Origin of the sequence: Prevotella sp. kh1p2, from assembly GCF_900111525.1 — a bacterium.
GTDB lineage: Bacteria > Bacteroidota > Bacteroidia > Bacteroidales > Bacteroidaceae > Prevotella.
In genome coordinates this window covers 84,655-102,068 of the sequence record NZ_FOHY01000015.1, presented here as the reverse complement: position 1 = coordinate 102,068, position 17,414 = coordinate 84,655, and the positions used below count along the sequence as shown (strand labels likewise).

Here is a 17,414-nt window from a genome sequence, read left to right as displayed (position 1 = left end):
AGCCACAGAGGCTCCCGGGGGCTGCGAGCCCCCGGCCGCAAGGCCGCCCCCCGGTGTTTTTCATCAATTCAACGTTCCACTTAAAATAAGGAGGTCAAAGAGTTCGCAGAAAACAGAAAATGATTAACTTTGCATCCGGAAGACAGCTGTCAACCCAAAGTGCACTTAACAGAAAAACCTGACAACCAGATTTCCACATAAGAAATTTCTTGTCAACCTAAAGAACATTTAACTACAAAAACTGTCAACTAAATCCAGGACAGGACGTCCTGACAGGCTTGAAGCTATGCTTCGTGAACTTTCGACAAGTGTCGCACGATTATTCGACACTTGTCACACGTTCGTGCGACACTTGTCGAAAGTTCCCGGAGCATGCCTTCAGCCTCCTCCGAATTATGCCCCCGTAACCCCGGCGGCCGTCTTTGAGCACCGGCAAAGCGACTTTTTAAGGAAAAAAAACTTCAATTATAGACGGTTATCGAGTTTTTTTATTAATTTTGTTCTTGAAACTAAACGAAGCGAGGCATGTCGCCTCTCTTCATGACGGATAATAGAAAGGAAAATATGAACAACGATTTTAGAAAGTTTGCTACCAGACATTTGGGAATGGATGGTATGGTGCTGGACGACGTAGTGAAGTCGCAGGCACAATATCTTAACCCATATATCCTGGAGGAGCGCCAGCTCAATGTCACCCAGATGGACGTGTTCTCGCGCCTGATGATGGACCGCATCATCTTCCTTGGCACCGAGATAGACGACTACACGGCCAATACGCTGCAGGCGCAGCTGCTGTATCTGGACTCTGCCGACAGCGGCAAGGACATCTCCATCTACATTAATTCGCCCGGCGGAAGCGTTACGGCCGGCCTTGGTATCTACGACACGATGCAGTTCATCTCGTCAGACGTGGCCACCATCTGCACCGGCATGGCCGCTTCCATGGCCGCCGTGCTGCTCGTAGCGGGCCAGGAAGGCAAGCGCTCGGCACTTACCCACAGTCGGGTGATGATACACCAGCCTCTGGGCGGCGTGCAGGGACAGGCCTCGGACATTGAAATCGAGGCCAAGGAGATACAGAAGTTCAAGAAAGAACTCTACACCATTATCTCCAACCACTCGCATACGCCGTTCGAGAAGGTATGGCAGGACAGCGACCGTAACTACTGGATGAATGCCGAAGAGGCCAAGGAGTACGGAATGATAGACACCGTTCTAACAAGGAAACCATAATGCCGAAGAAAGTATGCAGCTTCTGTGGAAGAAGTGAAAAGGATGTTCGCCTGCTCATAACGGGCCTGAATGGCTACATCTGTGAGGACTGCGCCCAGCAGGCTTATGAGATAGTGCAGTCTGCCGGGCTTGGTTCGGCAGCCGTGCCGGCACGCAAGGAGGCCGCTCCCATAGAACTGAAGAAGGTTCCCAAGCCCCGTGAAATCAAGAAATACCTGGACCAGTACATCATTGGTCAGGACGAGGCAAAGCGCTACCTCTCCGTATCGGTCTACAATCACTATAAGCGTTTGCAGCAACCAAAGGACGAGGACGGCGTCGAGATAGAGAAAAGCAACATCATCATGGTGGGCAGCACCGGCACCGGTAAGACCCTGCTGGCCCGCACCATCGCCCGGTTGCTCGACGTGCCGTTCACCATCGTGGACGCAACTGTGTTTACCGAGGCCGGCTACGTGGGCGAGGACGTGGAGAGTATCTTGTCTCGTTTGCTCCAGGTAGCCAACTACGACGTGGCTGCTGCAGAGCGGGGCATCGTCTTCATCGATGAGATTGACAAGATAGCCCGCAAGAGCGACAACCCCAGTATTACCCGCGACGTGAGCGGCGAGGGCGTACAGCAGGGCCTGCTCAAGCTCCTCGAGGGCACCATGGTGAACGTTCCGCCCCAGGGAGGGCGCAAACATCCCGACCAGGAGTACATCCACGTAGACACCAAAAACATCCTCTTTATCTGCGGAGGGGCATTTGACGGCATCGAACGCAAGATAGCCCAGCGCCTCAATACGCACGTGGTGGGCTACAACTCGGTGCAGAACGTGGCCAAGATAGACAAGGGCGACCTCATGCAGTACATCCTGCCGCAGGACCTCAAGAGCTTTGGGCTCATCCCGGAGATAATCGGGCGGCTGCCGGTGCTTACCTATCTCAACCCGCTCGACCGTGAGGCACTGCGCCGCATACTGAGTGAACCGAAGAATTCCATCATCAAGCAGTACGTCAAACTGTTCGAGATGGACGGCATCGAGCTTCGTTTTGCGGAGGATGCGCTCGACTTCATCGTCGACAAAGCCGTGGAGTACAAGCTCGGGGCACGCGGACTGCGCTCCATCGTGGAGGCAGTGATGATGGATGCCATGTTCGAGATACCCTCCAAACGCGTAAAACACTTCGAGGTGACCCTCGACTATGCCCGCCGTCAACTTGACAAGGCGCACCTGCAGAAGCTGGAGTCGGCATAGCCAATCCTATCAAGGCCCTTGGGCGGCGCAGGCCTCCAAGGGTCTTCCTTCCACTCTTGAAAAACAACCCCCGAATACAGTAGAATGCAAATCTGCCTGTTAACATGACCCAGAAAGATAACCTTGCCAAACAACTGAAACACTACTTCGGCTTCGATACGTTCAAAGGCGACCAGGAAGCCATCATCAACAACCTGATGAAAGGCAACGACATGTTCGTGCTCATGCCCACGGGCGGCGGCAAGAGCCTGTGCTACCAGCTGCCGTCATTATTGATGGAGGGCACTGCCATCGTGGTTTCGCCGCTCATCGCGCTGATGAAGAACCAGGTCGATGTCATCAACGGACTGGGCGAAGGCGAAGGAGTGGCCCACTTCCTGAACTCTTCCTTGAACAAGGCCGCTATCCTCCAGGTGATGGACGACGTAAGCCGGGGCGTTACGAAGCTGCTCTACGTGGCTCCCGAATCGCTGAACAAGAAGGAGAACATCGAGTTTTTCAAGACCGTCAGGATATCTTTCTACGCCATAGACGAGGCCCACTGCATCTCCGAGTGGGGCCATGACTTCCGGCCGGAGTACCGCAACATCCGCCATGCCATCGACGAGATAGGCAGCGCCCCCATCATAGCACTCACCGCAACGGCCACCGACAAGGTGCGCACCGACATCAAGCGAAGCCTGGGTATTGAGAACGCGCTCGAGTACAAGAGCTCTTTCAACCGCCCGAACCTTTACTACGAGGTGCGGCAGAAGCGCAGCGAGAAGGACACCAACGCCCAGATAGTGCAGTTCATACGCAAACACGCCGGCAAGAGTGGCATCATCTACTGCCTCTCTCGTAAGAAGGTGGAGGAGCTGGCGGAGATTCTGAAGACCAACGACATCAAGGCAGCGCCCTACCATGCCGGACTCGACAGCGCCACTCGCTCCAAAACGCAGGACGACTTCTTAATGGAGCGCATCGACGTAATCGTGGCCACCATCGCCTTTGGCATGGGAATAGACAAGCCCGACGTGCGTTTCGTCATCCATTACGACATCCCCAAGAGCCTCGAAGGCTACTATCAGGAAACCGGCCGCGCCGGTCGGGACGGCGAAGAGGGCATCTGCATAGCCTTCTACTCGCGCAAAGACCTCGACAAACTCAAGAAGTTCATGGAGGGAAAGCCCATAGCCGAGCAGGAGATAGGCCGCCAGCTGCTGCAGGAAACGGCCGCTTACGCCGAGTCGTCGGTATGCCGCCGCAAGCTGTTACTGCACTATTTTGGCGAGCCCTACCCAAAAGACAACTGCGGAATGTGCGACAACTGCCTCCATCCCCACCAGAAGCGCGAGGCCAAGGACGCACTGGTCATGGTGCTCAAGGCCATCACCGCCGTGAAGGAGAACTTCAAGCAGGAGTACGTGGTCGACTTCCTGGAAGGCAAGGAGACCGAAGACATACTCTCGCACAAGCACCACGAGTTGGACGACTTCGGCATAGGAGCCGACGAGGACGAGAAACTCTGGAACCCCGTTATCCGCCAGGCACTGCTTGCGGGCTATCTGCGCAAGGACGTGGAGAACTACGGTCTGCTCAAGATAACGGCCGCCGGCAAGCGCTTCATGAAGCATCCCGAATCGTTCGAGGTGCAGGAAGACATCGATGCAAGCGACGACTACGAGGAAGACTCCACCGGAGCAGGCGCCGGCGCACTCGACCCGGCGCTCTACTCCATGCTCAGGGACCTGCGCAAGAAAGTGGCCCAGAAGCTCAACCTGCCGCCTTACGTCATCTTCCAGGACGTCTCGCTGGAGCAGATGGCCACCATGTACCCCGTCAACTGTCAGGAGTTGCAGCAGATACAGGGCGTGGGCGCCGGCAAGGCCAAGCGCTACGGAGCCGAGTTCCTGGAGCTTATCAAGCGCCACTGTGAGGAAAACGACATCGAACGCCCCGAGGAGCTGCGCGTGCGAACCGTAGCAAAAGGCTCGTTGCAGAAGGTTAAAATCATCCGTAACATTGACCTCAAGGTGGCCCTGGACGACATAGCACCGGCCCTGGGGCTCGACTTTGACGAGCTGCTGGACGACATAGAGGACATTGTTTACAGCGGAACGAAGATAGACATAGACTATTTTCTGGAGGACGTGATGGACGAGGAGCACGTTGACGAAATCTATGAATACTTCCGCGAGAGCGATACCGACGACCTGGAGACAGCACTCGACGAGCTCGGCGGCGACTGCACGGAGGAGGAGATACGGCTGGTGCGCATCAAGTTCCTCTCCGAGATGGCCAACTAACGCCCCCGGCGCCTCCTTGCCGGGGCTGCAATGCCGGGTTGCGAGGCAGCCCGGAAGAGCAGCCGTTACTGCTTGTAAATCAATTACTTATTACCTGCAAAGACTGCCCTTCATCCCCTCGCTCCAACCGGAGCTATGCTTCAAGGCCGTTGAAGGATAGCTTCAAGGCGCTTGAACATGGCATTCAAGGGGCTTGAAAGTATGCTCCTGCAACTTTGCTTATTTGTTGCTCGGTTGGCGGATACCTGTTGCTCGGTTGGCGGACGGCCGCAGAAGGTTCCCGCTCCTATCCTCCGGCACCGCAAAAGGCGGCAAATTATTAAAAAAGAATAAAAAGAAAGGAAAAAGAAACGTGTTTGTTTCGAATTCTGGAAAATACGTTATTTTTGTATCCTAAGCAATATCATGACGAAAGCCGGGGCTTTCTTTATTCAACATCTGTGATGAATGGCATGCAAAATATAACCTGACATCAAACACATTTATCGCAGAAAACAGGCAGAGAACATATCCTTTATCAACTAACCTATATGAAAAGAACAACAAACATGAAACATCTCAGAAGACAGGATGAGGCCTGCCACGGTCTACGCGTGCTGCAGGCAGCTGCCTTCTTGCTGTGCGTTGGCTCTCCGGCGGCCTATGCCGGCCGGCCTGTTGCCGGCCTTCAGGGGCCTTCGGTGGCAGTGGTACAGCAGCAGAAAGTAATCAAGGGCAAGGTTGTGGATGCTCACGGCGAGCCGCTGATAGGCGTAAGCGTAACGGAGCAGGGCACCTCCAACGGTGCGATAACCGACATGGAGGGCAACTTCGAGCTTACGCTCCGCAATCCGGATGCCATGCTCAGGTTCAATTATGTGGGCTTTGACCCGCAGGTTCTCAAACCTCAAAGCGGCATGACCGTTACCATGAAAGACGCTTCTACCGAGCTCAACGAGGTAGTGGTGGTGGGTTACGGCACGCAGAAGAAGGCCGACCTCACCGGCGCTGTTGCCAATGTAGACGTGGGCAAGGCCATAGCCAGCCGCCCCATCACCGATGTGGGCAAGGCGTTGCAGGGCATCACGCCCGGTCTTACCATCACCAACAGCACCGGTGGAGTAGGAACAGAGTCCACCATCAGGCTCCGCGGCTCGGTGGGTTCTTTGAGTGCGGGTTCCGGAACGGCTCCCCTTATCCTCGTGGACAACGTGGAGGTGCCCGACCTGAACCTCGTCAATCCCGACGACATACAGAGTATCTCGGTGCTGAAGGATGCCGCTTCGGCCTCCATCTACGGCACCCGGGCAGCCTGGGGCGTTATCCTGATAACCACCAAGCAGGGCTCCGCCAACGACAACGTGCGCGTAACGTACTCCAACAACTTTGCCTGGAACAAGCCGACGAAGATGCCCAAGGTGGCATCTGCATCGGACAATGCCAACTTCATCTGGGCTATCATGCAGCGTCTTGGCGTGACCCAGCAGAGCAACATTGGCTATACGCTCGACGAGTATTCAATAGGAAAAATCCAGGAGTGGGAAGACAAGTACGGCGGAATGTCGCAGAGCGAGCTCGGCGAGATGCAGGAAGGCCGCGACTTCGAGCTGCTCAACGGCAAGACTTACTTCTACCGGTCGTTCGATCCCATAAAGGAATTCACCCGTAACTGGACTCCCCAGCAGACTCATAACCTCTCGGTAACGGGCGGAAGCAAGCGCACAACGTACAACATCAGCATGAGCTACCTGAACCAGAAGGGCATCATGAAGTTCAATACCGACAAGTACGACCGCTACACGCTGCACAGCAACATCACCACCAGCATCCGCGACTGGTGGCAAGTGCACACAAACCTGCTGTTCACACGCTCCAACAACGACCAGCCCTACCGCTACACGTCGGGCCAGTACGATGCCTGGTTCTACCTGATGCGCTGGCCCCGCTGGTATCCTTATGCCGATTACGAGGGCAAGCCCTTCCGTTCGGCCGTTACGGACATCAAGAACGGCAACCGCGAAAACCTGGCCTCAACCTACGTAAGGGCCAATGTGGGCACGGAACTCACGCCGCTCAAGAACCTTACAGTGAACTTCGACTACACCTTCGGCTACATTAACGACGCCCAGAAGCGCAACGGCGGCACCGTGATGGCGTACAACATGTTTGCTACGGCACCGTTCAGTAACTACGTAGACATCTATGGCACAACCCATAACCGCACGGTGCAGACCAGCCGGTACACGCTGCAAAACATCTTCAAGGGCTATGCCACCTACAGCTTCAACATCGAGCAACGGCACGACTTCAAGGTTATGGCGGGCTTCGATGCCGAGACGCGTGAGGCGTTCGCGCACTATTCGGAGCGCCGGGGGCTCATTAGTCAGGACTTGCCCGAGATTGCGCTGGCCGTTGGCGACCAGTATTCGTTCAACAGCGACTACAGTTTTCACAACGATTTTGCCGCTGCCGGCTTCTTCGGTCGTATCAACTACGACTTCATGCAGAAGTATCTGCTCGAGGTGAACGCCCGCTACGACGGCTCTTCACGCTTCCCCAAAGGCAAGAAGTGGGCCTTCTTCCCGTCGGTATCTGCCGGCTGGCGTGCCTCCGAAGAGAAGTTCATGAGCTGGGCCAAGCCAACTCTTTCGTACCTGAAGCTGCGCGCTTCGTGGGGCACCATCGGCAACCAGGACGTTGCGGCCAACTCTTTCGTCTCCACCATGACGTCGGGCAACTCCGGCTGGATAGTGGATGGAGCGCAGATGTTGTCGCTTGGCGCGCCCACGGTCATTTCCTCCAACCTTACGTGGGAGCGTGTCACGACGCTCGACTTTGGCATCGATGCCGGCTTCTTCAATGATGAACTGAGCCTGACGGCCGACTGGTACCACCGTGTTACATCCGATATGCACACCGCCGGCGAAGCTCTGCCCGTTACGTTTGGTGCCAAGGTGCCCAAGGTTAACTACGGTGAGCTGACCGGCAACGGCTTCGAGATAGGCCTGAACTATCAGCATCGCTTCGCCAACGGATTGGGTGTGCAGGCCGGGGCATCGTTTTCGCACGTCATCGAGCGCATCACCAAGTTCAATTCTCAGGACCGCGACATCTACGGAAACTATGAAGGCAAGCGCCTGGGCGAAATCTGGGGCTACGTTACCGACCGCCTCTTCCAGGCCGACGACTTCAATGCGGACGGCACGCTCAAGGCCGGCATCCCCTCACAGTCGCTCTATGAGACCGGCTCCTTCAAGTTCGGGCCGGGCGACGTGAAGTACAAGAACCTCGACGATGACGACAAGATAAGCTACGGCTCCAATACAGTAGAGGACCACGGAGACCTCAAGGTCATCGGTAACTCACTGCCCAACTACGAGTACAGCTTCAATGTGGGGGCCAGTTATGCCGGCTTCGACTTCAGCGCTTTCTTCCAGGGAGTGGGCAAACACGACTTCTGGGCCTTCGGAAGTGTGGCCATTCCGGCCGGTGGTTCAGGCTATCTGGACGCTGCCTTCGAGCATCAGATGGACTACTGGACGCCTACCCACACCGATGCTTTTTATCCGCGGCCCTCTAACATGGCCTGGGTAAGCAACGGACAGAACTATCTTCGCCAGACGCGTTTTCTCTGTAACATGGCTTATCTGCGCTGTAAGAACATCACGGTGGGCTACACCGTGCCCGCCACTTGGCTCAAGAAGATTTATTTAACCAGTGCCCGGGTCTATCTGAGTGCCGAAAATCTGTTCGAATTCGACGACATGAAGATTCCCGTTGACCCCGAATCGACCGATTACAAGGCAGGTTACGGCAGCGGATCGTGGTCTTTCGGGCGCAGCTATCCCTATTCGCGCACGCTCTCTTTCGGCATGCAAATCGTGTTCTAACATTAAATGAAAATCATGATGAAAACAAAAATATTGACCATAGCGCTGCTGTCGCTGGCTTTGACATCGTGCGACGACTACCTGACCCGCGACCCGATGGACACCGTTACCGACAAGCAGGAATTCTGGAACAGCGAGTCGAACATCCGTTCGTCGGTCTACGACTTGTACACAACCTACTTTCCCGGCTACCGGTCGAGCTGGGAACGGGCCGATTTCTACTCACAGACCAACGTTGCCGACTGGACTGATGACAACGCCCAGCAGCAGGCAACCTTCTTTACCAAGGTTGCACCCACCACTGCTGCAAGCTCCTCGTGGAACTTCGACGACCTTCGGACCATCAACCTGATTATCAACCGCGTTGAAAACAGTGCGCTTGGCGACGAGCCCAAGAACCATTGGCTGGGCGTGGGGCGCTTCCTCCGAGCCATGGAATACGCCAAGCTGGTGTCGCGCTTCGGCGATGTGCCCTACTTTGACGAGGTCTTGGGCAATACCGATTACGACAAACTGTACAAGCCGCGTGAGCCTCGAACCACGATAATGGACAACGTACTGGCCGATTTACAGTTCGCTACGCAGAACATCCGGATAGCTGACGGCACGGCCGGGCTGGTCATCAACCGCGACGTGGCAAAGGCCTTCGCCTCGCGCATCATGCTCTTCGAGGGTACATGGCAGAAGTACCGCGCCAAGAACACGGACTACGCAAAGAAGTATCTGCAGGCAGCAAAGGACTTTGCCCAGGCCATCATGGACGAGAATAAGTACTCGCTGTGTGCCGACTACAAGGCACTCACCACCTCCGTAGACCTGGCCGGCAATCCCGAAATCATCATGTACCGCTCCTATATCGACGGTATCGTGACCCACAGTCTGATGGCCTTCCAGAACACCGAGGCCGAGATTGACAGCCCCTCGCGCTCGTTCGTCAACGCGTTCCTCACCAAGAACGGCCTGCCCGTTCACCAACAGGGCAACACGATGTACAAAGGAGACAAGTGGTTCTTTGACGAAATGGCCGACAGAGACCCGCGTCTGCTGGCCAATGTGGACCAAACGGGGTTGCGCCTGGTCGGTGCGGCCGACGTGTGGGCCATCTCCGGCTATTTTGCCAACCGCTTCGTGAACCCCGACCTGATTGACTCGCCGGGCGGAAAGAGCAACACCTGCATTACCGACGCACCCGTGATGAAGTACAACGAAGTGCTGATGAACTACATCGAGGCCGCGGCTGAGCTGGCCGAACTGGGCGCCTACACGCTCACGCAGGCCGACTTTGACAAGACCATCAACACCTTGCGCGACCGCACCAGCACCCAGATGCCCCACGTACAGCTTGCAGGAGGCAGCCTCTCCGTAAACGGCACCGTCATCAACGACCCCGACCGCGACGCCGATGTGCCTGCCGTGCTGTGGGAGATACGCCGCGAACGCCGCACCGAGCTGGCCTACGAGGGCATCCGCTTTAACGACATTCGCCGTTGGGGCAAGCTGCAGTATGCCGACATGAAGCTGAATCCCGACATCAACCGCGGCGCCTGGCTCGACAAGCCCCGCTTTGTGGCCTGGTACAACGCCAGCCACGGGAAGCCCATCACGGTCGATGCACTGAAGAGCATCACGCTCGACAGGGCCGGAGATGCCGGCTACATCGTGCCCATTACGGACCAGGCGCTGCTGCGCACCTATGCAGAGAAGGACTATCTCTACCCGTTGCCCGAAGACCAACTGACGCTTTACAAGAGCCGCGGCTACACTTTGGAGCAGAACCCGGGCTGGTAACGCACGCCCGGTGCAACAAGACAAAACGCAGAACGAGGCACACCTGTAAGCGGGTATGCCTCGTTCTTTTGTTTCGCAAGAGGCAACCGGTAATTTCGGGGCGGTCTTTCTCCAGCCGCTTACGGATGTTCTGAAACCGCAGCTTATCTCTTGATGGCCAGTCGTTTACGTCATGCAGAGAGGGTGCCTCATCCCCTCGCTCCAACCGGAGTTATGCTTCAAGGCCGTTGAAGGATAACTTCAAGGCGCTTGAATGCCGTGTTCAAGAGGCTTGAAAGCATGGGTCAGGAAGCGGGAAGGAAATAGGCAGCCGGCGGGAGGGGTTCTGCCGGGCAGATTTGTCGGGTTTTTTACCGTCGCATTTTGCCCGCAGTCAGCGGGCGGAAAGTCGCCCCCCGCCGGCAGGCGGAAATGCAGGCGGGGCGGGGGAACATAGGAGCGGGGCCGCGGGAGCCGGCCAAATGCGCCCGAAGCCCGCAGGACAGCCCTCTCTGCCACGCGCGTTAAATACAATTAAATGCCGAAGAAAAAGCCGAAATAGGATGAAAATATGGATTTTTATTGCTAAATTTGCACGCAATAAATTTCTAAAGTACTTATGTCATCACTTATTGCAGACAAGATTGTTATGGACGGTCTGACCTATGACGACGTCCTTTTAATCCCGGCTTATTCAGCGGTTTTGCCCAAGGAAGTTAAGTTGCAAACGCAGTTTACGCGCCACATTCAGCTCAATGTGCCCTTTGTTACGGCTGCGATGGATACCGTAACGGAGAGCTCCATGGCCATAGCCATAGCGCGCGAGGGCGGCATCGGCGTTATTCACAAGAACATGCCGATAGAAGAACAGGCCCGACAGGTGGCCATCGTGAAGCGTGCCGAGAACGGCATGATTTACGACCCAGTGACCATTCTCAAGGGTCGCACCGTCAGAGAGGCCCTGGGCATGATGGCGGAGTACCACATCGGCGGCATTCCGGTGGTAGATGAGGAGAACCATCTGGTAGGCATCGTGACCAACAGAGACCTGCGCTTCGAGCGCCGGATGGACAAGCTGATAGACGAAGTGATGACGTGCGAGCATCTGGTAACCACGCATCAGCAAACCGACCTGGCTGCTGCCGCGCAGATACTGCAGGAAAACAAGATAGAGAAACTGCCCGTTGTAGACCGTGACAACCACCTCGTGGGGCTCATTACCTACAAGGACATCACCAAGGCCAAGGACAAACCCATGGCCTGCAAGGACGAGAAAGGGCGCCTGCGCGTGGCCGCCGGCGTTGGCGTTACGGCCGACACGATGGAGCGGGCGCAGGCCCTGGTAGAGGCCGGAGTGGACGCCATCGTCATTGATACGGCCCACGGCCATTCCAAGGGCGTAATAGGCAAGCTGCACGACGTGAAGAGTGCCTTCCCCAACCTCGACGTCGTGGTGGGCAACATCGCCACGGGCGAGGGCGCAAAGTTCCTCGTTGAGAATGGTGCCGATGCCGTGAAGGTGGGCATCGGGCCGGGTTCCATCTGCACAACACGCGTGGTGGCCGGCGTCGGTGTGCCCCAGCTGAGCGCCGTTTACGACGTATATCAGGCCCTGAAGGGTACCGGCGTGCCTCTGATAGCCGATGGCGGACTGCGCTACTCGGGCGATGTGGTCAAGGCATTGGCTGCCGGCGGCAACAGTGTTATGATAGGTTCGCTTGTTGCGGGCACAGAAGAATCGCCGGGCGAGACCATCATCTTCAACGGTCGTAAGTTCAAGAGCTACCGCGGCATGGGCTCACTGGAGGCCATGGAGCAGAAGAACGGCTCGCGCGACCGCTACTTCCAGAACGACATCAAGGAGGCCAAGAAGCTGGTGCCCGAGGGCATCGCCGGCCGTGTTCCTTATAAAGGCACCGTGCAGGAGGTTATCTACCAGCTGGTTGGTGGCCTGCGTTCGGGCATGGGCTACTGCGGTTCGGCCACCATCGAGCAGCTGCACAACGCCAAGTTCACGCGCATCACGAACGCCGGAGTGCTTGAGAGTCACCCCCACGATATCACCATCACGAGCGAAGCTCCTAACTACTCCCGCCCGGAGTAGTGGGTGCCGGCAGCGGTTCTGCAGGCTTAGGCCGGCCGAGCCCGCGGCTCGCAAACCTGATATGGAATGAAGAAGAAAGTGTTGTCGGCCGTCTTGCTGCTGCTCGGTCTTACGGTTCAGGCTCAGGAAGACCCTGTTGTGATGACCGTGGGAGGCCACGCCGTGCCCCGTTCGGAGTTCGAGTATTCGTACAACAAGAACAACGGCGAGGGCGCAATAGACCGCAAGAGCGTGGCCGAATATGCCGAGATGTTTGCCAACTACAAGCTCAAGGTGCTGGCGGCAGAGGCTGCCGGGCTGGATACTCTGCAGTCGTTTCGCGACGAGTTCGCAGGTTATCGCGACCAGCAGGTTCGCCCTGCCATGATAACCGATGCCGATGTGGAGCGCAAGGCGCGGCAGATTTACGAGGAATCGCGCAGCCGCGTCGATGCCAACGGCGGCCTGCTGAGGCTGTGCCACATCTTTGTGCACATGGCGCAGAAGGCTTCGGCCGACGAAGAACGGTCTGCCAAGCTGCGCATAGACTCCGTGTACCGTGCCCTGCAGGCCGGAGCAGACTTTGCCGAACTGGCCCGCAAGCGTTCTGACGAGCGGGAGTCGGCCGTCAATGGCGGCGAGCTGCCCTGGATAGAGCGTGGCATGACGCTGCCGGAGTTCGAGAACGAGGCTTTTGCCCTGCGCCCCGGCCAGATGAGCAGGCCCTTTACGTCGCCTGCGGGCTGGCATATCCTGCTGCTGAAGGAGAAGCGCAACTACTTTGCTTACGACAGCGTGAAGGCCGACATCATGCGCTTTATCGACCAGCGCAACCTGCGCGAGGCCCTCATCGACGAGCGGCTCGACTCGCTCTCACGTGCCTCGAAGCCCCATCTCTCGGCAGCCGAGATACTCGAAGCCCGCAAGCGGCAGATGGAATCCGAGGATCCAAACCTGCGATACCTCATCAAGGAGTATCACGACGGGTTGCTTCTGATTGAAATCAGCAACCGTACCGTATGGGAAAAGGCCGCCAACGACGAGGCCGGACTGCAGTCCTACTTCGCCCGTAACAAGAAGAAATACCGCTGGGAGCAGCCTCGCTTCAAGGGCGTTGCCTGCCATGCGCGCAGCAAAAGCGACCTGAAAGAGGTTAAACGCATCGTTAAACGCACGCCTTTCGGCCAGCTCACGGAGGCGCTGAACAACCATTTCAATGCCGGGAGCACAGAACGCGTAAGGGCGGAGAAGGGACTCTTCAAGCCCGGAAGCAACGACGTGGTGGACAGCAAGGTGTTCCATGCCGGGGCGGTGAAGCCCGTTGAAGGCTTTGCTTACTGCGGCGCCTTCGGTAAAAAGCTCAAGTCACCGCGCGAGATGGACGATGTACGCCAGCTGGTGGTGGCTGATTACCAGGATGCTCTCGAGAAGGAGTGGGTGCAGTCGTTGCGTAGAAAATACACGGTAACGGTCAATAAGGCCGTTCTCGCTACAGTGAACAATCATTAGAAATACAAGATATGAATAAAGGATATAAACTTTTTGCAGGCTGCATGGCCTGCCTGCTGCTGGCAGGAATGAGTGCCAACGCTCGCCAGACGGGCCGGCACGCTGCTGCCAACGATACTGCAGTGGTGGCCAAGGAGGAACCCAAGGCGCCCGAGTCGGCCGTAATAGACGAAGTGGTGTGGGTAGTAGGCGACGAACCGATACTGAAATCGGACGTTGAAGTGATGCGCATGCAGGGTCAGGCCGAAGGAATGAAGTGGGCCGGAGACCCCGACTGCTCCATTCCCGAGCAGATAGCAGTGCAGAAACTCTTCCTTCACCAGGCCGATTTGGACTCTATCGAGGTGTCTGAGTCGGACGTTACAAGCAGCATAGACCAGCAGATAGACTACTGGCTGCAGATGACCAACGGCTCGAAGGAGAAGCTGGAGGAATACCGCGGCATGTCGATAGCCCAGATGAGGCAGCAGATGCACGACGACTTCAAGAACCAGCAGCTCATCACCAAGATGCGACAGGAGCTGGTGAAGGACATCACCGTGACGCCCGCCGATGTGCGCAAGTATTTCGAAAAGCTGCCCGAAGACAGCGTGCCCTACGTTCCGACGGAGGTGGAAGTGGAAATCCTGACCCGCCAACCCAAGGTTTCGCAGGACGAAATAAACCGGGTAAAGGAGGTGCTGCGCAGCTATACCGACCGTGTTACGCGCGGTGAGACCACCTTCGCCACACTGGCGCGCCTCTATTCCGAGGACCCCGGCACGGCCCGACAGGGCGGCGAGCTGGGCTACACCGGCCGGGGAACGCTCGACCCGGCCTTTGCCAACGTGGCTTTTAACCTCACCGACCCCAAGAAAATATCAAAGATTGTGGAGACGGAGTTCGGCTTCCACATCATCCAACTTATCGACAAACGCGGCGACCGCGTAAATGTACGCCACATTCTGCTCAAGCCCAACGTGTCTCAGGATGCCGTAGACAAGGCCAAGTTGCAGCTCGACTCCATCTCGAGCGATATCAAGGCCGGCAAGTTCTCGTTCGAGGATGCCGCTTCCTTCTTATCAGACGACAAGGATACCCGCAACAACCACGGCCTCATGGCATACAACGACCGCCAGAACCAGACGCTTACGTCGAAGTTCCAGATGAAGGACCTGCCCACTGAAATAGCCCGCGAGGTGGAAGGAATGAAGGTTGGAGACATCTCGAAACCCTTTGAGATGGTGAACAGCAAGGGCAAGAAAGTGTGCGTTATCGCCAAGTTGAAGGCCCGCATCGACGGCCATCGCGCCTCCATTACAGAGGACTATCAGGTCATGAAGGACCTTGTGCTGGCCAAGAAGCGTGAAGAATTCATCCACAACTGGGTGGTTGACAAAATCAGACACACGTATGTAAGGATTAACGACCGGTACAAGGACTGCAAGTTTGAATACCAAGGATGGATTAAATGACATCGAGAACTCACATATTCAGCTATCTGTGGGGGCATAGGATTGCAGGAGTTGCGGTTCTATGCCTTTTCGGCCTGTGCCTTGCATGGGCCGTGCAGCCGGTGAAGAAGCGGCCGAAATCGGACGAACGCATCTACCTCATCCACTCCGATGAGCTGCTTTTCGACCAGTTCGGCAACAATCCCGATGCCCAGATAGTGAAGGGCAACGTGCACTTCAGCCATCAGGGAGGGCACCTGTGGTGCGACAGTGCCTACTTTTACCAGGCATCCAACTCGGTCAAAGCCTTCGGTCATGTCAGGTTCAGGCAAGGAGACACGCTCTCGCTGACCTGCGAATACGCCTATTACGACGGCATGGGGCAGATGATGGAGGCCCGCCGGAAGGTGTGGCTCAAGCATCGGGGGCAGACGCTCAATACCGATTCGCTGAACTACGACCGCCTTTACAACTACGCCTTCTTTGAAGAAGGAGGCACGCTGGTTGACGGCAAGAGCAAGCTCGTGGCCGACTGGGGGCAGTACAACCTCGACACAAGGCAGTCGGTGTTCTATTACAACGTGCGGATGCGCAGCGACAAGAGCGTAATCTCTACCGATACGCTCTATTACGACACCCGAACGTCGATGGCGCACGTAGTGGGACCGAACTCGAAGATAACCTCCGACGGGAGCGTTGTGCACACCAACGACGCCTACTACAATACGAAAACCGACATGGCAAGGCTCTACGGCCGCTCGATGATGGAGGACAAACAGAAGTCAATCGTAGGAGACACGCTGCTCTACACCAAGAACGGCGACAGCTACGGCTACGGACGGGTGATTTACGTGGACAAGGAAAACAAGAACGAGCTGGACTGCGACGTGCTGCACTACAACGAGGCAACGGGCTACGGCTACGCAACAAGGAACGCGGTGATGAAGGATTTCTCGCAGGGCGACACGCTCTATGCCCACGCCGACTCCGTTAAACTCTACACGTTCAACATCAACACCGACTCTGTTTACCGCAAAGTGCACTGCTTCTACAAAGTCCGAGCCTACCGAAAGGACGTTCAGGCCGTTTGTGACTCGCTGGTATTCAACTCCGCCGACTCATGTATGACCATGTACCGCGACCCCATCGTGTGGAACGGAGCCCGCCAGCTGCTGGGCGAGAGGATAAAAGTGTACATGAACGACTCCACTATCCGCTACGCCCACGTTGACAAGCAGGCCCTCTCCATCGAGCAGATGGACGACGGGAAGCACTTCAACCAGATTTCTTCTACCGACATGATGGCTTACTTCACGGACGGAAAAATCAGGCGGTCGGACGCCATCGGCAACGTGCAGTCGGTCTATTATCCCATCAGCGACAAAGATAGTTCGCTCATAGGGCTCAACTACATCGAGACTGATACGATGAGAATGTACATGACACCCGACCGAAAACTGCAGCGGATATGGGCCTACAAGCCCACGGGCGACATGTATCCGATGACGCAGATACCGCCCCGCAAGGATAAACTCGACCGTTTTGCCTGGTACGACTACATCCGCCCGGTGGATAAGGACGATATCTTTATCTGGAAACCCAAGGCCGCGGGCGAGACTCTCAAGGAGCAGCAACGCACTGCGGCACCGCTGCAGCACATCGCCACGGAGCCCGGCAAAAATGCCGCCGAGGGCCGTGAGAAGGCCGGCAGCGGGCTATGAGGTACTTCGGAAAACGCCGGCCGCGCGGCTTCCGCCATACCTTCATCTACACGGACATGCCAAACAAGCGGCCCGAAGGTATCGTTCAGGGCGCCCGAAGGCATCCTTCAAGCCCCTTGAAGGATAGCTCCGCCCGCGGCGGCAAAATCTTCTCGTTCCGCCGCCGGCGTCGCCCTATATATAATAAGGTGTGGTTTCGCGACGGCGGCATCATCGTTTGCCTCATTACGTTGCTCCTTGTAATATGGTATTGTTTAGTAAATTAAGCTG

General features: G+C 56.5%; 10 protein-coding genes. All 10 read left to right on the top strand.

Features of this window, described 5'->3' with window-relative positions; genetic code table 11:
• Positions 1 to 564: 564 nt before the first annotated feature.
• The 10 genes from clpP (at position 565) to BMW31_RS13315 (ending at position 17,410) form a co-directional block, all read left to right on the top strand.
• Positions 565 to 1,233 carry an ATP-dependent Clp endopeptidase proteolytic subunit ClpP gene (clpP, locus tag BMW31_RS09970; RefSeq protein ID WP_091825007.1) on the top strand — a complete coding sequence of 223 codons (669 nt, stop codon included), beginning with the start codon at positions 565 to 567 and terminating at the stop codon, positions 1,231 to 1,233.
• Complete coding sequence (gene clpX, locus BMW31_RS09965) at positions 1,233 to 2,474, top strand: ATP-dependent Clp protease ATP-binding subunit ClpX (RefSeq protein WP_091825004.1); 1,242 nt, start codon at positions 1,233 to 1,235, stop codon at positions 2,472 to 2,474. Before clpP ends, clpX begins: the two co-directional genes overlap by 1 nt.
• A 104-nt stretch (positions 2,475 to 2,578) precedes the next feature.
• Positions 2,579 to 4,762, top strand: coding sequence for a DNA helicase RecQ (recQ, locus tag BMW31_RS09960; protein ID WP_091825001.1), 2,184 nt, complete (start codon positions 2,579 to 2,581; stop codon positions 4,760 to 4,762).
• A 548-nt stretch (positions 4,763 to 5,310) separates the two neighbouring features.
• On the top strand, positions 5,311 to 8,631 hold the full coding sequence (locus tag BMW31_RS09955; protein ID WP_091824998.1) for a SusC/RagA family TonB-linked outer membrane protein: 3,321 nt from the start codon (positions 5,311 to 5,313) through the stop codon (positions 8,629 to 8,631).
• Positions 8,632 to 8,646: 15 nt separating this feature from the next.
• The gene (locus BMW31_RS09950; protein ID WP_255404932.1) at positions 8,647 to 10,419 is read left to right on the top strand and encodes a RagB/SusD family nutrient uptake outer membrane protein; all 1,773 of its coding nucleotides are present in this window, start codon (positions 8,647 to 8,649) and stop codon (positions 10,417 to 10,419) included.
• Positions 10,420 to 11,017: 598 nt separating this feature from the next.
• Complete coding sequence (gene guaB, locus BMW31_RS09945; protein ID WP_091824995.1) at positions 11,018 to 12,502, top strand: IMP dehydrogenase; 1,485 nt, start codon at positions 11,018 to 11,020, stop codon at positions 12,500 to 12,502.
• Positions 12,503 to 12,568: 66 nt separating this feature from the next.
• Positions 12,569 to 13,990, top strand: coding sequence for a peptidylprolyl isomerase (locus BMW31_RS09940; protein ID WP_091824991.1), 1,422 nt, complete (start codon positions 12,569 to 12,571; stop codon positions 13,988 to 13,990).
• 11 nt (positions 13,991 to 14,001) lie between these two features.
• Positions 14,002 to 15,444, top strand: coding sequence for a peptidylprolyl isomerase (locus BMW31_RS09935; RefSeq protein ID WP_091824988.1), 1,443 nt, complete (start codon positions 14,002 to 14,004; stop codon positions 15,442 to 15,444).
• Entirely contained in the window at positions 15,441 to 17,144 is a 1,704-nt protein-coding gene (locus tag BMW31_RS09930) for an OstA-like protein (RefSeq protein ID WP_091824984.1), read from the top strand. The genes BMW31_RS09935 and BMW31_RS09930 overlap by 4 nt, the downstream gene beginning before the upstream one ends.
• The gene (locus tag BMW31_RS13315; RefSeq protein WP_143049184.1) at positions 17,141 to 17,410 is read left to right on the top strand and encodes a hypothetical protein; all 270 of its coding nucleotides are present in this window, start codon (positions 17,141 to 17,143) and stop codon (positions 17,408 to 17,410) included. The genes BMW31_RS09930 and BMW31_RS13315 overlap by 4 nt, the downstream gene beginning before the upstream one ends.
• The last annotated feature ends 4 nt before the right edge of the window (positions 17,411 to 17,414 follow it).